Origin of the sequence: Burkholderia sp. Ac-20384 (genome assembly GCF_017104605.1) — a bacterium.
Classification (GTDB): domain Bacteria; phylum Pseudomonadota; class Gammaproteobacteria; order Burkholderiales; family Burkholderiaceae; genus Burkholderia; species Burkholderia lata.
Genome location: NZ_JAAGPE010000102.1, coordinates 1 through 20889, shown reverse-complemented (window position 1 = coordinate 20889; position 20889 = coordinate 1). Strand labels below are relative to the sequence as shown.

Here is a 20889-nt window from a genome sequence, read left to right as displayed (position 1 = left end):
TCCGGTCGAGCGTGGAAAGCAAAGCTGAAACGGCGTCGATAGCTTCGCAGGATAAGTTCGCTCCCGCCGCGCGCAAAGCTCCTATAGTCGGCTCTCCCGCAGCAATGCCCGCATTCCGAAGGAGAGCCGCATGTCCCGTTTCAGCTTCATCCGCCGCGCCGTCGTCGCGCTGACCGCCTTTGCCGCGCTCGGCGCGGCGCACGCCGAAACGCGCGAAGTCGTGATCGCGTACCAGGACATGGTGGTGCCGTGGCGCTACGCGCAGGCGAGCGGTGAAGTCGAAAAGGCGACCGGTTACAAGGTCACGTTCCGCAAGCTCGACAGCGGCGCCGACGTGATCCGCGCGCTCGCATCGGGCTCCGTGCAGCTCGGCGAAGCCGGCTCGAGCCCGATCGCGGCCGGGCTGTCGCAGGGGCTCGACATCTCGCTGTTCTGGGTGCTCGACAACATCAACGACGCCGAGGCGCTCGTCGCGCGCAACGGCTCGGGCGTGACGAACGTCGCCTCGCTGAAGGGCAGGAAGATCGGCGTGCCGTTCGTGTCGACGTCGCATTTCCACACGCTCGTCGCGCTGCAGGCCGCGGGCGTCAATCCGAACGACGTGAAGATCGTCAACCTGCGTCCGCCCGAAGTCGCGGCGGCGTGGGCGCGCGGCGACATCGACGCGACCTACATCTGGGATCCGGTGCTCGCGAAGGTCAAGCAGTCGGGCACCGTGCTGACGACGTCCGGCCAGGTTGCGAAAGAAAGTGGCAAGGCGACCTTCGACGGCTTCGTCGTGAGCCGCAAGTTCGCGCGCGAGAACCCCGAGTTCGTCACGCGCTTCGTGAAGGTACTCGCCGCCGCCGATGCCGACTACCGCGCGCATGCGGCGGCGTGGAAGGTCGGCTCGCCGCAGGTCGCGGCGGTCGCGAAGGTATCGGGCGCGAACGCGCAGGACGTGCCGGCGAGCCTCGCGCTCTATGCATTCCCGACGGCGGCCGAGCAGGCATCGCCGACGTGGCTCGGTGGCGGCGCGCAGTCGGGTGCTGCGAAGTCGCTCGCGGCGACTGCCACCTTCCTCAAATCGCAAGGCACGATCCAGACGGTGCTCGCCGACTATTCGGCCGGCGTCGATCCGCAGTTCGTGCAGAAGGCCGCGCGCTGAGCGCGGCGATCATCGCGGAGTCCCGAGCATGAGCACGCTGGAAGTCCGTCAGGTATCGGTTGCCTATCCGGGCGAGCGCGGCAGGCCGACGACGCAGGCGCTCGCGCGCGTCGACCTGCGCATCGATGCCGGTGAATTCGTCGTCGCGCTCGGCGCGTCAGGCTGCGGAAAGACGACGCTGCTGAACTGCATGGCCGGCTTTGTCGCGCCGACGACCGGTGAGGTGTGCGTCGACGGCGTGCCGGTCACGGGCCCCGGCGCCGATCGCGGCGTCGTGTTCCAGAAGTACGCGCTGCTGCCGTGGCTCGACGTGCTCGACAACGTCGCGCTCGGGCTGCGCTTCGCACGCGTGTCGAAGGCCGAGCGCGAAGCACGGGCGCGGGAGATGCTCGCACTCGTCGGGCTCGACGGTCATGCGCATGCGCGCGTGTACGAGCTGTCGGGCGGGATGCAGCAGCGTGTCGGCATCGCGCGCGCGCTCGCAAGCGACCCGCGCGTGCTGCTGATGGACGAGCCGATGGGCGCGCTTGATGCGATGACGCGCGGCACGATGCAGGCGCTCGTGCTCGACGTGTGGGCGCGCACCGGCAAGACGGTGTTCTTCATTACGCACGATGTCGAAGAGGCGCTGTTCCTTGCGACGCGTCTCGTCGTGATGACGCCCGGCCCCGGACGGATCGCGGAAACCTTCGAGTTGCCGTTCGCGCGCCGCTACGTCGAATCGCGCGATGCGCGTGCGGTGAAGTCTTCACCGGATTTCATCGCGTGGCGTGAGCGGCTGATCGCATACCTGCATCGCGACGAGGCGGCCGAGGCGGCCGAGGTGGCCGCGTGATGCACGAACTCGTGCGACAGGGCGCGTCGGTCGGACGCGGTCGGATCAGCACTTTGCAGAGGCAGGACAGCATGAGCACGCAGGATTCGTGGGCGGCCGACGGGACGGCCGCAGGTTTCGGGCAGGGCGATCGCACGGGGACTCGGGCGACGGAACGTCGTGCACCGTCGTCGCGCCGCTACCGGTTGCCGGGGGAGGGGAAGACGGCGGCCTTGAGCACGGCGACGGTCGCGGTGCTGGCCGTGCTGTGGTGGGTCGCCACGCATCGCCAGTGGCTGCCGCCGCTGTTCTTGCCCTCGCCGGAAGCCGTGTGGGCGGCATTCGTCGACGCTTGGCATGGTCGCATCCAGGGCGGCCTGCCGCTGTCCGAGCATCTGCTGTGGAGCGCCGCGCGCGTGTTCGGCGCGTTCCTGCTCGCGACCGCGATCGGCGTGCCGGCCGGCATCCTGATGGGGGTGAGCCGCATTGCACGCGGCGTGCTCGATCCGCTGCTGGAGTTCTACCGGCCGCTGCCGCCGCTCGCGTACCTGCCGCTCGTCGTGATCTGGTTCGGTATCGATGAAACGGCGAAGCTCGTCGTGATCTTCCTCGCGTGCTTCGCGCCGATCGCGATGGCCGCGCGCGCCGGCGTACGCGCGGCGACGGTCGAGCAGATCAACGCCGCGTATTCGCTCGGCGGCAGCTTCGCGCAGATCGTGCGACACGTGGTGCTGCCGGCCGCGCTGCCGGAGATCCTCACCGGGCTGCGGATCGCGATCGGCTTCGGCTGGACGACGCTCGTCGCGGCCGAGATGGTTGCCGCGACGGCCGGGCTCGGGCAGATGGTGCTCAACGCGTCGAGCTTCCTGCGCACGGACATCGTCGTGATGGGGATACTGATCATCGGCGCGATCGCGTGGCTGTTCGATCTCGCGATGCGATGGGTCGAGCGGCGGATCGTGCCGTGGAAGGGGCGGGGCTGACGCGACGCGGGATCGACAGCGCGTGACCTGCGACTAGGCAGGCCGCCGTTCAGATGCGCGTGTGTACGATGGTCAGTGGGCGACCGTAGGCCGCGATGAACTCGTCGACGAATGCGTCGCTCAATTCCCAGTTCTGGAAGTTGAAGCCGAGATTTCCGAAGCCCCATTGCGGCGTGTAACGCCATTGCGTGACGCGCTGCCGGTGGCCGCAGGCGCCGCAGACGAGCAGTGCGTCGTCGTCTCCGTCGAACCATGCTGAAAACGCGTCACTCCACGCGTCGCCGAGGCTCGTCTGCTCGGCCTCACAGACGGAGCAAAAGATTTCGAGCCCGTTCTCGCCGGTGTGAAAGATCTGTCGTTGCACGTCGACTTCCACCCAGTTCGGCACCGCCGGCGGCAGATGTGCGCCGGGGCGGCACGCATGCGCGTAGCACGCCCCGCGCGGATACCCGGTTTCGTCACGCTCGGTCAGTCGCGGGTCGGTGAAGCCATCCGCGCGGTTGAGTTCGCCGACCCGCGTCGCCGCACCGACGATTTCATGCGCCTGCAGCCACGCGATCATGCGTTGCGCCGCGGCAGGTGCTTCCGCGAGCGAAACCACCGGATCGACCAGATAGGTAAAGTTGTCGCTCATCGCCCTCAATCCCCCATCGCCATCCCTTCCCGCCGCGGATCCGCCCCGCCGAACCACACCGTCTGCCCCTGCACGTTCAGCCGCTGGATCCCCTGCAGCCCCGAGTTCATCTCGACGACCTGCACGTCGTGCCCGCGGCCCTTCAGCCCGTCGGCGAGTGCGTCCGACACGCGGCCGCGTTCGAGTTGCGTCGGCCCGTTCATCGACCCGAAGTTCGGCAGCGCGATCGCCTGCTGCATCGTCATCCCCCAGTCGAGCACGCCCACCAGCGTCTTCGCGACGTGATTGATGATCGCGGGGCCGCCGGCCGAGCCGACGACCATCGTCACCTGCTTCGTCTTCTTGTCGAACACGAGCTCCGGCGACATCGCCGAGCGCGGCCGCTTGCCGGCCTGCACGCGGTTCGCGACCGGCCGGCCGTTGTCGTTCGACACGAACGAGAAATCGGTGAGCTGGTTGTTCAGCATGAAGCCGCGCACCATCAGCCGCGAACCGAATGCGTCCTCGATGCTCGTCGTCATCGACAGCGCCTGGCCGTAGCGGTCGACGATCGCAATGTCGGACGTCGACGGCAGCTCGGGGCTGCGGTCGTCGGCCATCGCGAGCGTCGCGCCCTGCGGCGTGCCGGCCTGAGCGACGCCCATGCTGCTGTCGCCGATCAGGTGCGCGCGCTGCGCGAGATAGGTCTTGTCGGTGAGGCTCGCCCAGCTGCCGCCCGGCAGCGGCACGAAATCGGGATCGGCCACATAGCGCGCCCGATCCGCATACGCGAGGCGCCCGGCTTCGCTGAACAGGTGCGCGGCGAACGGTGTCGGCTCGTAGCCGACGTCGTTGCGCACCGGCTTCTGCGCCCCGATCTGTTGCCAGTCGGGCATCGCTTCGAGGATGCCGAGCATCTGCGCGATCGCGAGGCCGCCCGACGACGGCGGCGGCATCCCGCATACGACCGAGCGCCGGTAGTCGGCGCACAGCGGCGTGCGCACCTTCGCCTTGTAGCGTGCGAGATCCTGCAGCGACAGCAGGCCCGGGTTGGACGGGTGCTTGCGCACCTTCGTGACGATGTCGCGCGCGATCGCGCCGCTGTAGAACGCGTTCGCGCCGCGGTCGGCGACCTGGCGCAGCACGGTCGCGAGCGCGGGGTTCTTCAGCACGGTGCCGGCCGCCTTCGGCGTGCCGTCCTTGTTGTAGAAGTACGCACGCGCGGCCGGGTCGTTCTTCAGGTACTTGTCGTTGGCGATCAGCGTCGCGAGCCGCGGGCTGATCGTGAAGCCGTGCTCGGCGAGCCGGATCGCCGGCTGGAACAGCCGGCGCCACGGCAGCTTGCCGTGCGCGCGGTGCGCGGCGTCGAGCATGCGCAGCACGCCGGGCGTGCCGACCGAGCGCCCGCCGACGACACCTTCGTAGAAGCTCATCGGCTGGCCGGTCGGCCCGTAGAACAGGCGGTCGGTCGCGGCGGCCGGCGCGGTTTCGCGGCCGTCGTAGGCCTGCGTTGCCTTGCCGTCGAAGTACAGCATGAACGCGCCACCGCCGATCCCCGACGATTGCGGCTCGACGAGCGCGAGCACCATCTGCGTCGCGATCGCCGCGTCGATCGCGGTGCCGCCCGCCTTCAGCATGTCGTAGCCGGCCTGCGTCGCGAGCGGATTCGCGGCGGCGATCATGAAGTGCTGCGAGGTCCAGCCCGGCTTGTCGGTCCAGCCGGACGACAGCTCGGGCGCGTGGAAGCCGGGCAGCGGCACGGCGGCGCCCGATGCGGCGGCGACGGGCACCACGGCACCCGACGGCGGCGTGGACGGGGACGTGCAGCCGGCGTTGAACGCGACGAGCGCGACGGCGGCGAGCAGCGTCCAGGAGCGCGAATGCGGACGAATCCGGTCGAACATTGAACCCTCGGCAGCAGTGAATTCGAAGGAGGCGACGGTGCCGGCGCAACGCGGCTGCCCGCCCCGGGCGCGCTATTGTCGCCGCGCGGCCGGCGGCTTGTCACCCGACAGGAAACCCTGACGCATCGCGCCGGGCCCGCCCCGGCCGGTCTTTCCGGCCTGTTCGAGGATGAACTCTATGAACGTCGAGGTCGCACGCGTGTGGTGCCGGTTCGGCATGTAGAGCATGTACATGTGCGTGCCGAAGATGCTGAGCCGGTACGCGTCGAGCGACGTGACGACCGTGCCGCGCCGGATGTCGTCCTGCATCACGTAGTCGGGCACGATGCCGACGCCGATCCCGCCGAGGATCGCCTGCCGCAGGAACAGGAAGTTCTCCGAAATCAGCGTGGGCTCGAGCAGCACCTCGTGGCGCTCGTCGCCGAGATACGCGGCAATCCTGAGCTGCCGGCCCATCACCGTCGCGGTCACGACGGGGGAGGCCGACAACGCGCCGAGGCTCGCCGGCATCCCGTGCTCGGCCGCGAATTCGGCCGACGCGCACGCGACGTAGCGCACCGCGCCCATGTCGCGCGCGACGAGGTTCTGCGGCGGCTCCGGCATCACGCGCACCGCGATGTCGATCTCGTCGCGCATCAGGTCTTCCACGCGGTTCTCGAACACGACGTCGAGCACGATGCCCGGATGCAGCCGCTTGAACGCGAGCAGCCAGTCGGACATCACCATCTGCCCGTAGCCGCTCGGCACCGACAGCCGCACGCGGCCCTGCAGGTCCTGGCCGAGCGTCGTCACCGATTCCTGCGCGGCCAGCAATTCGTTGCGGATGCGCCGGCCGTGCTCGTACAGCTTCAGCCCGATCTCGGTCGGCTCGATGCGCCGCGTCGTGCGCCGCACGAGTTGCTGGCCGATCGAGCGCTCGAGCTGGTTCAGCCGGTAGCTGACGTTCGCGCGGCTCATCTTGAGCCGCTGCGCGGCCTTGCTGAGATTGCCGGCGTCGAGGATCTCGACGAGCAGCGTCAGCGCGTTCAGGTCCATGCGTCGCGTCTCCTGATCCGTCCCGTTTAAGGAGGCGGAAGCATTCAGTGTCAAGTCAGACTTGACAGCTTGTAAAAGCAGGAGGGAATTGTCAATGAATCTCGATCAATCGAGAATCGGGTCATGCCCGGCGTACGGCCGGATCTTGTCCCGCTTCGTGCGGGACCGGGGCCGGTGCCCCGGCGCCGCTTGCGTGGCCGCGAGCCACGAACCGGCGTCGACGCATCGGCTGCCGCGTCAAGGAGACACGATGAACTCACCCGCTTCCCCCACCAGCCCGGCCAGCACCGTCACGCGCGAACGGCGCGACAAGGTGCTCGTCGTCACGATCGACCACCCGCCCGTCAACGCGCTGTCCGCCGATGTGCGGCGCGGCCTCGCCGACGCGCTCGACGCCGCGCAGGCCGACGACGCGATCCGCGCGGTGCTGATCGTCGGCGCCGGCCGCAACTTCATCGCGGGTGCCGACATCCGCGAATTCGGCAAGCCGATCGTGCCGCCGTCGCTGCCCGACGTGTGCGAGCGGATCGAATCGGGCACGAAGCCGGTCGTGGTCGCGCTGCACGGCGCGACGCTCGGCGGCGGCCTCGAGGTCGCGCTCGCCGCGCATTACCGGCTCGCGGTGCCCGGCGCGAAGCTCGGGCTGCCCGAAGTCACGCTCGGCCTGCTGCCCGGCGCGGGCGGCACGCAGCGCGCGCCGCGCCTGATCGGTGCGAAGGCCGCACTCGACCTGATGCTGACGGGCCGTCATGTGAGCGCGGACGAAGCGCTCGCGCTCGGCCTCGTCGACCGCGTCGCGCACAGCGACGACACGCTCGCCGAGGGCCTCGCCTATGCGCAGGAGCTCGTGTCGCTCGGCGCACCGGTGCGCCGCACGCGCGATGCGCAGGGGCTCGTCGACCGCGCGGCCGCACAGGCCGCGATCGATGCGGCGCGCGCGGAGCTGCCGAAGAAATCGCGCGGCCTGTTCTCGCCCGCGAAGATCGTCGACGCGGTCGAGGCCGCGCTCACGCAGTCGTTCGACGCGGGGATGAAGCTCGAGCGCACCCTGTTCCTGCAGTGCATCGACAGCCCGCAGCGCGCGGGCCTCGTGCACGCGTTCTTCGCGGAGCGCGAAGCGGCCAAGGCGCCCGAATCGCGGCGCGCGAGCGCGCGGCCGGTCGAGCGGATCGGCGTGGTCGGCGGCGGCACGATGGGCGCGGGTATCGCGGTCGCGGCGCTCGATGCGGGGCTGCCGGTGACGATGATCGAACGCGACGAAGCGTCGCTCGCGCGCGGCCGTGCGCACGTCGAGAAGGTGTACGACGGCCTCGTCGCGAAAGGGCGGATGACACCGGCCGCGCACGCCGCGCGGCTCGCGCGCTTCAAGGGCAGCACGTCGTACGACGCGCTCGCGCAGGCCGACGTCGTGATCGAGGCCGTGTTCGAGGACATGGCCGTGAAGAAGGCCGTGTTCGCCGAACTCGCGCGCGTGTGCAAGCCGGGCGCGGTGCTTGCGACCAACACGTCGTATCTCGACATCGACGAACTGGCCGCGAGCATCGACCGGCCGGCCGACGTGATCGGCCTGCATTTCTTCTCGCCGGCCAACGTGATGAAGCTGCTCGAGATCGTCGTGCCGGCGCGCGTGAGCGCGGACGTCGTCGCGACCGCGTTCGCGCTCGCGAAGCAGCTGAAGAAGACGCCGGTGCGCGCGGGCGTGTGCGACGGCTTCATCGGCAACCGGATCCTCGCCGTCTATCGCACGGCGGCCGACTACCTGATGGAGGACGGCGCGTCGCCGTACCAGATCGATCGTGCGGTGCGCGAGTTCGGCTTCCCGATGGGGCCGTTCCAGGTCGTCGACCTTGCGGGCGGCGACATCGGCTGGGCGACCCGCAAGCGCCGCGCGGCGACGCGCGACCCGCGTGCGCGGTACGTGGAGATTTCCGACCGGCTGTGCGAGCGCGGCTGGTTCGGCCAGAAGACGGCGCGCGGCTATTACCTGTATCCGGACGGCGCGCGGGTCGGCACGCCGGACCCGGAAGTCGAGACGATCGTCGCGGAGGAGCGCGCGAAGAAGGGCGTCACGCCGCACACGTTCACCGACGACGAGATCCTGCGCCGCTACCTCGCCGCGATGATCAACGAAGGCGCGAACGTCGTGCACGAGAAGATCGCGCTGCGCCCGCTCGATGTCGATGCGGTGTTCCTGTACGGCTACGGCTTCCCGCGTTATCGCGGCGGCCCGATGCATTACGCGGACACGGTCGGCCTCGCGAACGTGCTCGCCGATATCCGCGCGTTCGCGAAGGAAGATCCGCTGTTCTGGAAGCCGTCGCCGCTGCTCGTCGATCTCGTCGCGCGCGGCGCGGATTTCGCGAGCCTGAACCGCATCGACTGAACGCCCACTGCATTCGCCACGGACCGAAGATGGACCTCAATTTCACTCCTGAAGAGGAAGCCTTCCGCACGGAAGTGCAGCGCTTCCTGCAAGCCGAACTGCCCGCGCGCATCGCGCGCCAGGTGAAGGGCGGCCTGCATCTCACGCGCGACGACATGCGCGAATGGCACGCGATCCTCAACGCGCGCGGCTGGCTCGCGAGCCACTGGCCGCGCGAATACGGCGGCCCTGGCTGGAGCGTCGCGCAGAAGTTCCTGTTCGACAACGAATGCGCGCTCGCGGGTGCGCCGCGCATCGTGCCGTTCGGCGTGAACATGCTCGGCCCGGTGCTGATCAAGTACGGCAACGAAGCGCAACAGCGCCACTGGCTGCCGCGCATCCTCGACGGGACCGACTGGTGGTGCCAGGGTTACTCGGAGCCGGGCGCCGGTTCCGACCTCGCGGCGGTGAAGACGAGCGCGGTGCGCGGCATCGACGCGCAGGGCGAGCACTACCTCGTGAACGGCCAGAAGACGTGGACCACGCTCGGCCACTACGCGAACATGATCTTCTGCCTCGTGCGCACCGCGACCGACGTGCGCAAGCAGGAAGGCATCAGCTTCCTGCTGATCGACATGAACACGCCGGGCGTCGAAGTGCGCCCGATCATCACGCTCGACGGCGAGCACGAAGTGAACGAGGTGTTCTTCACCGACGTGCGCGTGCCGGCGGCCAACCTCGTCGGCGAAGAGAACCGCGGCTGGACCTACGCGAAATACCTGCTCACGTACGAGCGCACCAACATCGCCGGAATCGGCTTCTCGACGGCCGCGCTCGACCACCTGCGCGCGGTGGCCGCGAAGGTCAAGAAGAACGGCCGGCCGCTCGCGGACGATCCGTTCTTCGCGGCGCGCGTCGCGCGGGTCGAGATCGAACTCGAGAACATGCGCACGACCAACCTGCGCGTGCTGGCCGCGGTCGCGGGCGGCGGCGCGCCGGGGGCGGAAAGCTCGATGCTTAAGATCCGCGGCACGCAGATCCGTCAGGAGATCACCGCGCTGATGCGGCGTGCGATGGGGCCGTACGCGCAGCCGTTCGTCGAGGCAGCACTCGATGGCGACTACGACGGCGAGCCGGTCGGCCCGGACGAAGCCGCGAGCGCCGCACAGCAGTATTTCAACAACCGGAAGCTGTCGATCTTCGGCGGCTCGAACGAGATCCAGAAGAACATCATCGCGAAGATGATGCTCGGGCTGTAACGAGGGACGCGACGATGGATTTCCAGCACACAGAAGACCGCCGGATGCTGGCGGATACGTTGAACCGCTTCATCGCCGAACAGTACGCGTTCCCGGTGCGCGATCGCATCGCGCAGTCGGCCGAAGGCTTCGATCGCGCGATGTGGCAGCGCTTTGCCGAACTCGGCACCGTCGGCGCGCTGTTTTCCGAAGCCGACGGCGGGTTCGGTGGCGCGGGCTTCGACATCGCGGTGGTGTTCGAATGCCTCGGGCGCGGGCTTGTCGTCGAGCCGTTCCTCGGCGCGCTGCTCGCGGGCCGTGCGCTGTCGCTCGCCGGCGGTGCTGCGCATCGTGACCGGCTGGCCGCGCTGATCGACGGCAGCGCGAGCGCTGCGTTCGCGCATGACGAGCCGGGCTCGCACTACGAACTGACGACCGTGCGCACGCGCGCCGAACGCTCGGGCGACGGCTGGGTGCTGACGGGCGCGAAGGGTGTTGTCGACCAGGCCGCGCAGGCGGCGTTCTTCGTCGTCAGCGCGCGCGTGTCGGGTCACGACGACGATGCGGCCGGCATCGGCCTGTTCGTCGTGCCGGCCGACGCGCCGGGCGTATCGCTGCGCGACTACAAGAAGATCGACGGTGGCCGCGCGGCCGAAGTGCGCTTCGAGCGCGTCGCGCTGCCGGCCGATGCCGCGCTCGGCGAGCACGACGGCGAAGCGGGCACCGAGCTGCTCGAACGCGTGCTCGGCTACGGGTTGCTCGCACTGTCGGCGGAGGCGCTCGGTGCGATGGACGTCGCGAAGGAGTACACGCTCGACTACCTGCGCACGCGCAAGCAGTTCGGCTTGCCGATCGGCAGCTTCCAGGCGCTGCAGCACCGGATGGCCGACCTGCTGCTCGAAGTCGAGCAGGCGCGCTCGGCGGTGATCAACGCGGCCGCGCAGCTCGATGCGCCACGCGCGGTGCGCGAACGCGCGCTGGCGGCGGCGAAGGTCACGATCGGCCGGATCGGCACGCTCGTTGCCGAGGAGAGCATCCAGTTGCACGGCGGGATCGGGATGACGTGGGAGTTGCCGCTGTCGCACTACGCGAAGCGCCTCGTGATGATCGATCACCAGCTCGGCGACGAGGATCATCATCTCGCGCGCTACATCGCGCTGTCGAAACAGTAAAAGCAAATCACGCGAATGGAGGAGACAAGGATGACGAACGAATCGCGCGCATTGCCGCTGGCCGGCGTGAAGGTGCTCGATTTCTCGCGCGTGCTCGCGGGCCCGTGGTGCGCGATGGTGCTCGCCGATTTCGGCGCGGAAGTGATCAAGGTCGAGCATCCGGCACGCGGTGACGACACGCGCGACTGGGGTCTGCGGATCGGCGACACCGAGACGACCTACTTCAACAGCGTGAACCGCAGCAAGCGCTCGATCTGCCTCGACCTGCAGACCGAAGCAGGGCAGCGGCTCGCGCGCGAGCTGGCCGCGCAGGCCGACGTGGTACTTCACAACTTCAAGTTCGGCGGCGCGGAAAAACTCGGGCTCGGCTACGACGCGCTGTCCGAGTTGAACCCGCGCCTCGTGCACTGCGCGATTTCCGGCTACGACCGCTCGGGCGCCGAGGCCGCGCGGCCCGGCTACGACCTCGTCGTGCAGGGCGAGGCCGGGCTGATGGCGCTGAACGGCGAGGCCGGCCAGCCGCCGCTGAAGTTCGGCGTCGCGGCGGTCGACCTGTTCACCGGCATGTATTCGGCGCAGGCAATCCTCGCCGCGCTGTACGAGCGCCATGCGACGGGGCGCGGGCGGCGCATCGAGATGGCGCTGTTCGACTGCGGGCTGATGATCACCGCGTACTACGGGCTCGACGCGCTGCTGATGGGCGAGGACCCGCCGCGCTACGGCAACGCGCATCCGTCGATCGTGCCGTACGGCGTGTTCGACGCGGCCGACGGCCCGCTCGTGATCACGGTCGGCAACAACACGCAGTTCGCGCGCTTTTGCGACGCGATCGAACGGCCCGACCTCGCGGCCGACGCGAGATACAAGACCAACCTCGGCCGTTCGGAAAACCGCGCTGAACTGCTGCCCGAGATTCGCGGCGAACTCGCGCGCCGGTCGCGCGCGACGTTGCTCGCGGCGCTCGCCGATGCGGGCATTCCGTGCGGCGAAGTGCTCGGGCTGCACGAAGCACTGAAGTCGGAGCGCGCGACGAGCGCGGGGCTCGTCACGCGGCAACCGCATCCGGTCGCGGGCGGCGTCGACGTGCTTGCGCCGCCGTATCGCTTCGACGGCGCGCGGCTGCCGGTGCGTGGTGCGCCGCCGGTGCTCGGTGCCGATACGGATGCGGTGCTCGGCGGCTGGCTCGGGATGTCGGCCGACGAGGTTGCGCGGTTGCGGGCGGATCGCGTGGTCTGAACGCAAGCCCACACACGGGCAGGACACATCGCATTGCACCGCCGCGGCGCGGGCGGATCGGTAGACGCGCCATCCATCCACAAGACACCCCTCGCAATGACGAGGAGGAAATGGAGACACCATGGAGCTTTCCGTCATCGAATCGGTCACGGCGCGCCGTGACTACCAGCAGCTCGTGCGGGCGCGGCGCCGCTTCAGCTTCACGCTGACGGCGCTGATGATCGCCACGTACTACGGCTTCATCCTGCTCGTCGCGCTCGCGCCGCACGTGCTCGCCGCGCCGCTGTACCGCGGCGCGACGACGACGGTCGGGATCGCCACGGGCGTCGCGATCATCCTGGTCGCGATCAGCCTGACCGCGTGCTACGTGCTGCGCGCGAACCGTGCGTTCGACCGCCGCGTCGACGCGATCCTGCAGCGTTCGTGACGGAGGCCGACATGCGACGACTCTCGATTGCGCCCGGCGCGCTTGCTGTTCCATTCGCTCTCGTTTCCTCCGCTGCGCGCGCCGTATCGGTCGCGGGCCCGATGCCCGACAAGGTCGAACTGAACCCGGTCGCGATCGGGATGTTCTTCGCGTTCGTGTTCGCGACGCTCGCGCTCACGCGCTGGGCCGCACGGCGCACACGCTCGACGCGCGACTTCTACACGGCCGGCGGCGGCATCACCGGGCTGCAGAACGGGCTCGCGATCGCGGGCGACTACATGTCCGCCGCATCGTTCCTCGGGCTGTCCGGGATGGTGTTCATGTTCGGCTTCGACGGGCTCATCTACTCGATCGGCTTTCTGGTCGGCTGGCCGTTCGTGATGTTCCTGATCGCCGAACCGCTGCGCAACCTCGGCAAGTTCACGTTCGTCGATGTGGTTGCGTACCGCTTCGCGCAGCGGCCGATCCGGCTGCTGACGTCCGCGAATTCGCTGACCATCGTCGTGCTGTACCTCGTCGTGCAGATGGTCGGCGCGGGCAAGCTGATCCAGCTGCTGTTCGGGCTGTCGTACGGCACGGCCGAGCTGATCGTCGGCGTGCTGATGGTCGTCTACGTGTTCTTCGGCGGGATGACCGCGACCACCTGGGTGCAGGTGATCAAGGCCGTGCTGCTGTTGTGCGGCGCGACGCTGCTCGTCGTGCTCGCGCTCGGCGAATTCGGCTTCAGCATCGACGAGATGTTCCGCCGCGCGGTGGCCGTGCATCCGGGCGCGCTGTCGATCATGGGCCCCGGCAAGCTGATCCGCGATCCGGCCAACGCGCTGTCGCTCGGCATCGCGCTGATGTTCGGCACGGCCGGCTTCCCGCACATCCTGATGCGCTTCTTCACGGTGCCGAACGCGAAGGAGGCGCGCAAGTCGGTGCTCTACGCGACCGGCTTCATCGGCTACTTCTACCTGCTGACCTTCGTGATCGGCTTCTCGGCGATCGTGCTGCTCGCGCAGCATCCGGAGTTCTTCAAGCTCGGCGCGAACGGCACGTTCAACCTGACGCACGACCTGCTCGGCGGCTCGAACATGGTCGCGGTGAAGCTCGCGCAGGCGGTCGGCGGGAACTGGTTCTACGGCTTCATCGCGGCCGTCACGTTCGCGACGATCCTCGCGGTGGTCGCGGGCCTGACGCTCGCCGGCGCGACGACGATCTCGCACGACCTGTATGCGCAGATGTGGGCGCGCGGCAAGCCCGACGAACGCGTCGAGATGCGCATCTCGCGCACGGCGACGATCGTGCTGTCGGCGGTCGCGATCGGGCTGTCGATCCTGTTCGAGCACGTGAACGTCGCGTTCATGGTCGGCCTCGTCGCGGCGGTGGCCGCGAGCGCCAATTTCCCGGTGCTCGCGATGTCGATCTTCTGGCGCGGGATGACGACGCGCGGCGCGGTGCTCGGCGGCAGCCTCGGCCTCGTGTCGGCGGTCACGCTCACGGTGCTGTCGAAGTCGGTGTGGGTCGACGTGCTGCATCACGCGCACGCGCCGGTGTTCCTCGACAACCCGGCGCTCGTGTCGGTGCCGCTCGCGTTCATCGGGATCGTCGTCGGCTCGCTCGCGGATCGCGGCGAGCGTGCGCGGCGCGAGCGCGAGGCCTTCGCGCAGCAGGAGTTCTACGCGCAGACGGGCGTGCTGGCCGGCCGCGCCGTGCAGCACTGATTCATCTGATGAATGTGCTTGTCCGTCCGGATCGCCGGACGGATATTTTCCGGAAATCCGGAATCCCGGATTTCCTTGCCTGTCGCATTATGAGAAATACAATGAAAACAAAGGTTTGACGGGTTCCGGGAACCTGGCATCGACCTTGCAATATAAAACGCACGGCCACCCCCCGGCCGAACTACTACAGCAAGCAAGGAGACAATCGATGACCACTGCCTTCCTCCCCCTCCGGACGTCCTGAGGCATCGCTTGTTGCGGCACGGCAGCCGCGCGGGCGAATGGCTCTTCCCCTGACATTCGTCCGCGCGCGTGACGCCGTTTCAATCGGCTCATCTACTTCTGCAGGAACCATCGTGAAGAAGAAACCCTTCTACAAAGTGCTCTATGTGCAGGTGATCTTCGCCATCATCGTCGGCGTGATCCTCGGCCACTACTATCCGGCGCTCGCCACCGACATGAAGCCGCTCGGCGACGGCTTCATCAAGCTGATCAAGATGGTGATCGGCCCGATCATCTTCTGTACGGTCGTTACCGGCATCGCCGGCATGGAGGACATGAAGAAGGTGGGCCGCGTCGGCGGCAAGGCGCTGCTGTACTTCGAGATCGTGTCGACCTTCGCGCTGCTGCTCGGCCTCGCGGCCACGCACATCCTGCGTCCGGGCGTCGGTTTCAACATCGATCCGGCGACGCTCGACGGCAAGGCCGTCGCGTCGTACGCGGCGAAGGCGCACGGGCAGTCGACGGTCGACTTCCTGATGCACATCATCCCGAACACGATGGTCGATGCGTTCGCGCAGGGTGAAATCCTGCAGATCCTGCTGATCGCACTGCTGTTCGGCAGCGTGCTCGCGCACCTCGGCGAGCGCGGCAAGGTCGTCACCGACTTCATCGACGGGCTCACGCGCGTGCTGTTCGGCATCGTGCACATCGTCACGAAGCTCGCACCGATCGGCGCGTTCGGCGCGATGGCGTTCACGATCGGCAAGTACGGCGTCGGTTCGCTGGTGCCGCTGCTCAAGCTGATCGGCACGTTCTACCTGACGTCGGTCGTGTTCGTGCTCGTCGTGCTCGGCACGATCGCGCGCTTCACGGGCTTCTCGATCATCCGCTTCGTGTCCTACATCAAGGAAGAACTGCTGATCGTGCTCGGCACGAGCTCGTCGGAAGCCGCGCTGCCGCAGCTGATGGAAAAGCTCGAGAAGGCCGGTTGCTCGCGTTCGGTCGTCGGCCTCGTCGTGCCGACCGGCTATTCGTTCAACCTCGACGGCACCAACATCTACATGACGATGGCCGTGCTGTTCATCGCGCAGGCGACCAACATCGAACTGACGTGGATGCAGCAGCTCACGCTGCTGGCCGTCGCGATGCTGACGTCGAAGGGCGCGAGCGGCGTCACGGGCGCGGGCTTCATCACGCTCGCCGCGACGCTGGCCGTCGTGCCGACGATCCCGCTGTCGGGCATGGTGCTGATCCTCGGCATCGACCGCTTCATGAGCGAGTGCCGTGCGCTGACCAACATCGTCGGCAACGGCGTCGCGACGGTCGTCGTGTCGGCCTGGGAGAAGGAGCTCGACCGCAACAAGCTGCGCCAGGCGCTGACGGGCGGCGGCGAGGTCACGACGACCGAGACGGCCGGCGTCTGACGTCATGAAGGAGCAGGCGGCGGCACCGCCCGCCGGCCGCACGGCCCGCGGCGGCCAGGGCAGGGAGGCGGAGGCCTATGACACAATAGGTGATCCGCATCGCCAGGAAGCCTCGACCGTGACGCGCCGTCTGCTCATTATCGTCGTGCTTGCCGCCGCGCTCGCCGCGGCGTGCACGCTGACGTGGACGATCACCTGGCGGCGCGGCGTTGCAGAGCTGCAGCGCAACGCCGCGGTGCGCGTCGACCGCACCACCAACGCGCTCAAGAGCACGCTCGACCGCTACGAATCGCTGCCTTACCTGCTCGGCAGCCATCCGTACGTGCAGGACCTGCTCGCCGAGCCGAAGCGCGCCGACTACACCGCGCGCGTCAACCGTTATCTCGAAGACCTCAACGAACACGCGCACGCGACCGTCACCTACGTGATCGGCGCGGACGGCCTGTGCGTCGCCGCCAGCAACTGGCGCGCGCCCGACAGTTTCGTCGGGATCGAATACCGCTTCCGCCCGTATTTCCTCGATGCGATGAACGGCCAGGTCGGCCGCTTCTTCGGGATCGGCACGATCTCGCGCGATCCCGGTTACTACATCTCGCAACCGGTGTGGCGCGACGGCAAGATCGCGGGCGTCGTCGTCGTGAAGCTCAACCTCGAATGGTTCCAGGGCGCCGATGCGTCCGAGCCGCTCGTCGTCGCGGACGACCACGGCGTCGTGTTCCTGTCGTCGGTGCCCGCCTGGAAGTACCACACGCTGCGGCCGCTCACGGGCCCCGTCGCCGCGTCGATCTACGAGACGCGCCAGTATGCGCAGCAACCGGTCACGCCGCTGCCGCTGCGTATCGAGCAGGTGCGCGGCCCCGATGCGGAAATCGTCCGCCTGGGCCCTGGCCTGCGCGCGCCGCGCTACCTCGCGAGCAAGCGCCGGATCGGCGAGCCCGACTGGCTGCTCGTCACGCTCGCGCCGATCGCGCCCGTCGACGCCGATGCGCGCAATGCGACGATCGTCACGGGTTTCGGCTTCGTGTCGGTCGCGTTGCTCGCGTTCTACTGGCGGATGCGCCGCGCGCGCGTGCGTGAAATGATCCGCGGCCGCGCGCTGCTGCAGCAGGCGTACGCGGAGCTGAACCGGCGCGTCGAGGAGCGCACGGCCGACCTGTCGGAAGCGAACGAGCAATTGCAGAAGGAAGTCGGCGACCGGATCCGCGCGGAGCAGGAGCTGCGCGCCGCGCACGACGAACTGATCCAGGCGAGCAAGCTCGCCGCGCTCGGCCAGATGGCGGCCGGCATCACACACGAACTGAACCAGCCGCTCGCGGCGCTGCGCAGCTTCTCGGACAACACGCGCGTGCTGCTCGACCGCGGCGAGCAGGCGGCCGCGCGGGAAAACCTCGAGGCGATCGCCGCGCTCACCGAGCGGATGGGCAAGATCACGAACCAGCTGAAGCTGTTCGTCGGCCGCGCGAAGCCGCGCAACGAGCAGGCGCTCGTCGTGCGCGCGCTGCGCAGCGTGCTGTCGCTGCTCGACGAGCGCCTGCGCGGCGTCGCACTCACGCTGACGCTGCAGGACGCGACCGTGTCGCCTGCGCACGATGCGCCGCTCGACCTGGCGCGCGACTATCCCGAACTCGTCGCCCGTTGCGAGGATCTGCGCCTCGAGCAGGTGCTGATCAACCTGCTCGGCAACGCGCTCGATGCGGTCGCCGGGGTGGCGGCGCCGGCGATCGAGGTGACCATCGCGGTGTCGGCGGCGACGCTCGCGGTCGAGGTGCGCGACAACGGCTGCGGGATTGCGCCCGACCTGCTGCCGCGCCTGTTCGAGCCGTTCTTCACGACCAAGGAAATGGGGCGCGGGCTCGGGCTCGGCCTCGCGATCTCGTCGTCAATCGCGAGCGACGCGGGCGGTGCGCTCACAGCGCGCAACGCGCCGTCGGGCGGCGCGCTGTTCGTCTTGACGCTGCGGCGCGCGCGCACGCATCATCCGGACTCCGTGTCCGAGTCGGTGAATTCGCGCTAGGCGGCGTCCCGCCGCCCGCCCGACCGGCACACGATCGGTATCAACGACGCCGCGCGCGCTGCCGCCGCGCGGCCCGTCAGGAGCAAGTGAGTACGATGGCCAACCGGCTGCAAGTGATCTATATCGAAGACGATGCGCTCGTTCGCCGGGCAAGCGTGCAGAGCCTCCAGCTGGCGGGGTTCGACGTCGCCGGCTTCGAGTCGGCCGAAGCGGCCGAGAAGGCGATCGTCGCGGATAACGCCGGCGCGATCGTCAGCGACATCCGGCTGCCCGGCGCGAGCGGGCTCGACGTGCTCGCGCAGTGCCGCGAGCGCGTGCCCGACGTGCCCGTGATCCTCGTCACGGGGCACGGCGACATCTCGATGGCCGTGCAGGCGATGCGCGACGGCGCGTACGACTTCATCGAAAAACCATTCGCGGCCGAGCGCCTGATCGAGACGGTGCGCCGCGCGCTCGAGCGCCGCGAGCTCGTGCTCGAGAACCACGCGCTGCGGCGCGAGCTGGCCGGGCAGAACGTCGTCGCGCCGCGCATCATCGGCCGCAGCCCCGCGATCGAACAGGTACGCAAGCTGATCGCGAACGTCGCGCCGACCGATGCGTCGGTGCTGATCAACGGCGACACCGGCGCCGGCAAGGAGCTGATCGCGCGCAGCCTGCACGAGCTGTCGCCGCGCCGCGACAAGCCGTTCATCGCGGTGAATTGCGGCGCATTGCCCGAGCCGATGTTCGAGTCGGAGATGTTCGGCTACGAGCCCGGCGCGTTCACCGGCGCTGCGAAGCGCCGCGTCGGCAAGCTCGAGTACGCGTCCGGCGGCACGCTGTTCCTCGACGAAATCGAAAGCATGCCGCTCGCGCTGCAGGTGAAGCTGCTGCGCGTGCTGCAGGACGGCGTGCTGGAGCGGCTCGGCTCGAACCAGCCGATCCGCGTGAACTGCCGCGTGGTGGCGGCCGCGAAGGGCGACATGAGCGAACTCGTCGCGGCCGGCACGTTCCGGCGCGACCTGCTGTACCGCCTCAACGTCGTGACGATCGCGCTGCCGCCGCTGGCCGAGCGCCGCGAGGACATCGTGCCGCTGTTCGAGCACTTCATGCTCGATGCGGCCGTGCGTTACGCGCGGCCCGCGCCGGTGCTGACCGACCGGCAGCGCGCGAGCCTGATGCAGCGCGACTGGCCCGGCAACGTGCGCGAGCTGCGCAACGCGGCCGATCGCTTCGTGCTCGGCGTGGCCGACATGCCGCAGGAGACGGGCGCGAGCGGCGACGACGCCGACAACGAGCAGACGCTGAAGGAGCGCATCGAGCAATTCGAGCGTGCGGTGATCGCCGAGGCGTTGAACCAGACGGGCGGCGCGGTTGCCGCGACGGCCGACCGGCTGCATGTCGGCAAGGCGACGCTGTACGAGAAGATGAAGCGCTACGGGCTGTCGGCGAAAGGCGAAACCGAGCGCTGAAAAGCAAACGGACCGCGGAACCGGGTTGCCCGGTCGTGCGGTCCGTCGTGCGGGGAAGGGCGCGGTGCGCGGCCCTTCGAGTTGGATCGGGCGGCGCTCAGGCCGCGTTGCTGTCGAGTGCCTTCTTGAGCAGCGCGTCGAGTTCCGCGAACTGCGGTGCGCCGACGTAGCGCTTCAGGATCTTGCCGTCCTTGTCGACGACGAAGGTCGTCGGCGTGAGCTGCACGTTGCCGAACTGCTTCGCGACGCTGCCGTCGTCGAGCGCGACCTTGAACGGCAGCTGGCGCGTCTGCGCGTAGTTCGCGACGTACATCGGCGGATCGTAGTTCATCGCGACCGCGACGAATTCCAGCCCCTGACCCTTGAAACGATTATAGGTATCGACCATCTGCGGCATTTCCTGCATGCAGGTTGCGCAGCTCGTCGCCCAGAAGTTCACGAGATAGACCTTGCCTTTCAGGTCGCCTGCAGTCGAGACCTTCTGGCCCGACAGCAGCGTGAACGTGGCGTCCGGCACGGTGGACTTGCCGTTGAACGCGAAGAAGCCGGCGACGGCGATCGCCGCGACGACAACGGCGGCGACGATGTAGCGGGCGGGGCCGGCGCTGCGCCGGACGGGAGGCGTGGTGTTCATCTGGTGCTCTCGGAGTCGGTCGATGACGCGGATCAATGCAAAGGACATCGAAATTCGGCGCTCATTTTAGCGCGAATGCGGCAAGCGCACCGGCGGCGGCCACGCATCCCGGATTTCAGCTTCAGCGGATAATGGCCGTTTTGCCTGCCCGATCCACGCCATGCCGAAGGAAGTCACCGTTTCGTTGCGCCCCCTTTTTCGTCCGCTGCGACACTTCGCCGCGCTTGCGTGCCTGAGCGCGGTGCTGGCCGCGTGCTCGCCGTCGTACGACTGGCGCACGCTGCACAACGATGCCGGCTACACGATCGACCTGCCGGCGAAGCCGACCGTCGAGGAGCAGCCGGTGGCGATCGGCGGCGCGTCGATGCCGATGCGGATGCAGGCTGCGCACGTGGACGGCGCGGTGTTTGCGGTCGGCACGCTGACGCTGCCGGACGACCGTGACGACACGCGCCGCGCGGCGCTCGAATTCCTGCGCGCCGGGCTGTCCCGCAACCTCGAAGGCGG

The 20889-nt window shown here is 68.6% G+C and carries 16 protein-coding genes and 1 pseudogene; 13 read left to right on the top strand and 4 right to left on the bottom strand.

Annotated elements, in window-relative coordinates; all coding sequences use genetic code 11:
* Nucleotides 1–130: 130 nt before the first annotated feature.
* Genes tauA through G3O00_RS20090 form a run of 3 tightly spaced genes read left to right on the top strand, consistent with a single transcriptional unit; the run spans nucleotide 131 to nucleotide 2944 of the window.
* Nucleotides 131–1147 (top strand): taurine ABC transporter substrate-binding protein, encoded by a 1017-nt coding sequence (gene tauA, locus G3O00_RS20100; RefSeq protein ID WP_174916224.1) that lies wholly within the window; start codon nucleotides 131–133, stop codon nucleotides 1145–1147.
* A 28-nt stretch (nucleotides 1148–1175) separates the two neighbouring features.
* Nucleotides 1176–1982 carry an ABC transporter ATP-binding protein gene (locus tag G3O00_RS20095; RefSeq protein WP_206144086.1) on the top strand — a complete coding sequence of 269 codons (807 nt, stop codon included), beginning with the start codon at nucleotides 1176–1178 and terminating at the stop codon, nucleotides 1980–1982.
* The gene (locus G3O00_RS20090; RefSeq protein WP_206144088.1) at nucleotides 1982–2944 is read left to right on the top strand and encodes an ABC transporter permease subunit; all 963 of its coding nucleotides are present in this window, start codon (nucleotides 1982–1984) and stop codon (nucleotides 2942–2944) included. The genes G3O00_RS20095 and G3O00_RS20090 overlap by 1 nt, the downstream gene beginning before the upstream one ends.
* Nucleotides 2945–2993: 49 nt before the next feature.
* Here the strand turns inward: G3O00_RS20090 and G3O00_RS20085 are convergent, their stop codons facing one another.
* The 3 genes from G3O00_RS20085 to G3O00_RS20075 all read right to left on the bottom strand — a co-directional run bounded on the left by G3O00_RS20085 (nucleotide 2994) and on the right by G3O00_RS20075 (nucleotide 6496).
* Entirely contained in the window at nucleotides 2994–3578 is a 585-nt protein-coding gene (locus G3O00_RS20085) for a hypothetical protein (protein WP_206144085.1), read from the bottom strand.
* A 5-nt stretch (nucleotides 3579–3583) separates the two neighbouring features.
* The gene (gene ggt, locus G3O00_RS20080; RefSeq protein ID WP_206144084.1) at nucleotides 3584–5461 is read right to left on the bottom strand and encodes a gamma-glutamyltransferase; all 1878 of its coding nucleotides are present in this window, start codon (nucleotides 5459–5461) and stop codon (nucleotides 3584–3586) included.
* A 72-nt stretch (nucleotides 5462–5533) separates the two neighbouring features.
* A complete protein-coding gene (locus G3O00_RS20075; protein WP_174953038.1) occupies nucleotides 5534–6496 on the bottom strand; it encodes a LysR family transcriptional regulator in 963 nt (320 codons plus the stop codon).
* Between the two features lie 250 nt (nucleotides 6497–6746).
* Here G3O00_RS20075 and G3O00_RS20070 point away from each other — a divergent pair, with 250 nt between their 5' ends.
* The 9 genes from G3O00_RS20070 (at nucleotide 6747) to G3O00_RS20030 (ending at nucleotide 19748) form a co-directional block, all read left to right on the top strand.
* Complete coding sequence (locus G3O00_RS20070) at nucleotides 6747–8879, top strand: 3-hydroxyacyl-CoA dehydrogenase NAD-binding domain-containing protein (protein WP_206144083.1); 2133 nt, start codon at nucleotides 6747–6749, stop codon at nucleotides 8877–8879.
* Nucleotides 8880–8908: 29 nt separating this feature from the next.
* A complete protein-coding gene (locus G3O00_RS20065; protein WP_206144082.1) occupies nucleotides 8909–10117 on the top strand; it encodes an acyl-CoA dehydrogenase family protein in 1209 nt (402 codons plus the stop codon).
* A gap of 14 nt (nucleotides 10118–10131) precedes the next feature.
* Nucleotides 10132–11268, top strand: a complete 1137-nt coding sequence (locus tag G3O00_RS20060; protein ID WP_206144081.1) for an acyl-CoA dehydrogenase family protein — start codon at nucleotides 10132–10134, stop codon at nucleotides 11266–11268.
* Between the two features lie 30 nt (nucleotides 11269–11298).
* Entirely contained in the window at nucleotides 11299–12504 is a 1206-nt protein-coding gene (locus G3O00_RS20055; RefSeq protein WP_011353319.1) for a CaiB/BaiF CoA-transferase family protein, read from the top strand.
* A 121-nt stretch (nucleotides 12505–12625) separates the two neighbouring features.
* Complete coding sequence (locus tag G3O00_RS20050) at nucleotides 12626–12931, top strand: DUF485 domain-containing protein (RefSeq protein WP_011353318.1); 306 nt, start codon at nucleotides 12626–12628, stop codon at nucleotides 12929–12931.
* A gap of 11 nt (nucleotides 12932–12942) precedes the next feature.
* The gene (locus G3O00_RS20045) at nucleotides 12943–14637 is read left to right on the top strand and encodes a cation acetate symporter (RefSeq protein ID WP_206144080.1); all 1695 of its coding nucleotides are present in this window, start codon (nucleotides 12943–12945) and stop codon (nucleotides 14635–14637) included.
* Between the two features lie 356 nt (nucleotides 14638–14993).
* Nucleotides 14994–16283 carry a dicarboxylate/amino acid:cation symporter gene (locus G3O00_RS20040; RefSeq protein WP_011353316.1) on the top strand — a complete coding sequence of 430 codons (1290 nt, stop codon included), beginning with the start codon at nucleotides 14994–14996 and terminating at the stop codon, nucleotides 16281–16283.
* Between the two features lie 4 nt (nucleotides 16284–16287).
* Nucleotides 16288–18297 (top strand): ATP-binding protein, encoded by a 2010-nt coding sequence (locus tag G3O00_RS20035; protein ID WP_206144079.1) that lies wholly within the window; start codon nucleotides 16288–16290, stop codon nucleotides 18295–18297.
* 95 nt (nucleotides 18298–18392) lie between these two features.
* Entirely contained in the window at nucleotides 18393–19748 is a 1356-nt protein-coding gene (locus G3O00_RS20030) for a sigma-54 dependent transcriptional regulator (protein WP_174936206.1), read from the top strand.
* A gap of 97 nt (nucleotides 19749–19845) precedes the next feature.
* On the opposite strand, the gene G3O00_RS20025 is transcribed toward G3O00_RS20030, so the two are convergent.
* Entirely contained in the window at nucleotides 19846–20382 is a 537-nt protein-coding gene (locus G3O00_RS20025) for a TlpA disulfide reductase family protein (RefSeq protein WP_206144078.1), read from the bottom strand.
* Nucleotides 20383–20542: 160 nt separating this feature from the next.
* Here G3O00_RS20025 and G3O00_RS20020 point away from each other — a divergent pair.
* Nucleotides 20543–20889: pseudogene (locus G3O00_RS20020) on the top strand (hypothetical protein); the annotation flags it as partial.